We start from the raw sequence: 632 nt of genomic DNA, 5'->3' as shown, positions 1-632 counted from the left end.
GCGGCCGGTGTTCTGGCGGGCAGGCTGGGGCGGTACGGGCTGGGCACGGCCCCCTTGGGCGGGTTGTTCGCGCCGGTGAGCGACGAGCAGGCCGAGCACGCGCTGGATGCCGCCTGGCAGGCGGGGATCCGTTACTTCGACACCGCGCCGCATTACGGCAGCGGGCTGGCCGAGGAGCGTCTGGGGTGTTTCCTGCGTGGCCTGCCCGCTGACGCGGCCGGGCAGGCGGTGGTGTCGACGAAGATCGGCCGGGTGCTGGTGCCGGGCCGGGGCGAGGAGGAGGGCTTCGTCGGCCGGACCGGGTTCGTGCGGGTGCGGGACTACAGCCGCGAGGGGGTGCTGCGCTCGCTGGACGACAGCTTGAAACGGACCGGGCTCGACCGTTTCGATCTGGTGTTCATCCATGACCCCGACGACTACTGGGAACAGGCCGCCGGTCAGGCCTACCCCGCGCTGGCCGAGCTGCGCGACCAGGGGGTGATCGGCGCGATCGGCGCCGGGATGAACCAGGCGCCGATGCTGACCCGGTTCGTGCGGGAGACCGACCTGGACGCCGTGCTGGTCGCGGGACGCTACACGTTGCTCGACCGCTCCGCCGCCGAGGAACTGCTGCCCGAATGCCAGCGGCGCGG

1 protein-coding gene is annotated in these 632 nt (G+C 72.6%); it reads left to right on the top strand.

Annotation, left to right across the window (positions count from 1 at the left end):
* Nucleotides 1–632 (top strand): aldo/keto reductase (locus tag HCK04_RS40470; protein ID WP_312845800.1); only part of this gene is annotated, 632 nt, incomplete at both ends.

Source organism: Microbispora sp. CL1-1, from assembly GCF_012034195.1.
Classification (GTDB): domain Bacteria; phylum Actinomycetota; class Actinomycetes; order Streptosporangiales; family Streptosporangiaceae; genus Microbispora.
This window is presented reverse-complemented; position numbering and strand designations above follow the sequence as displayed.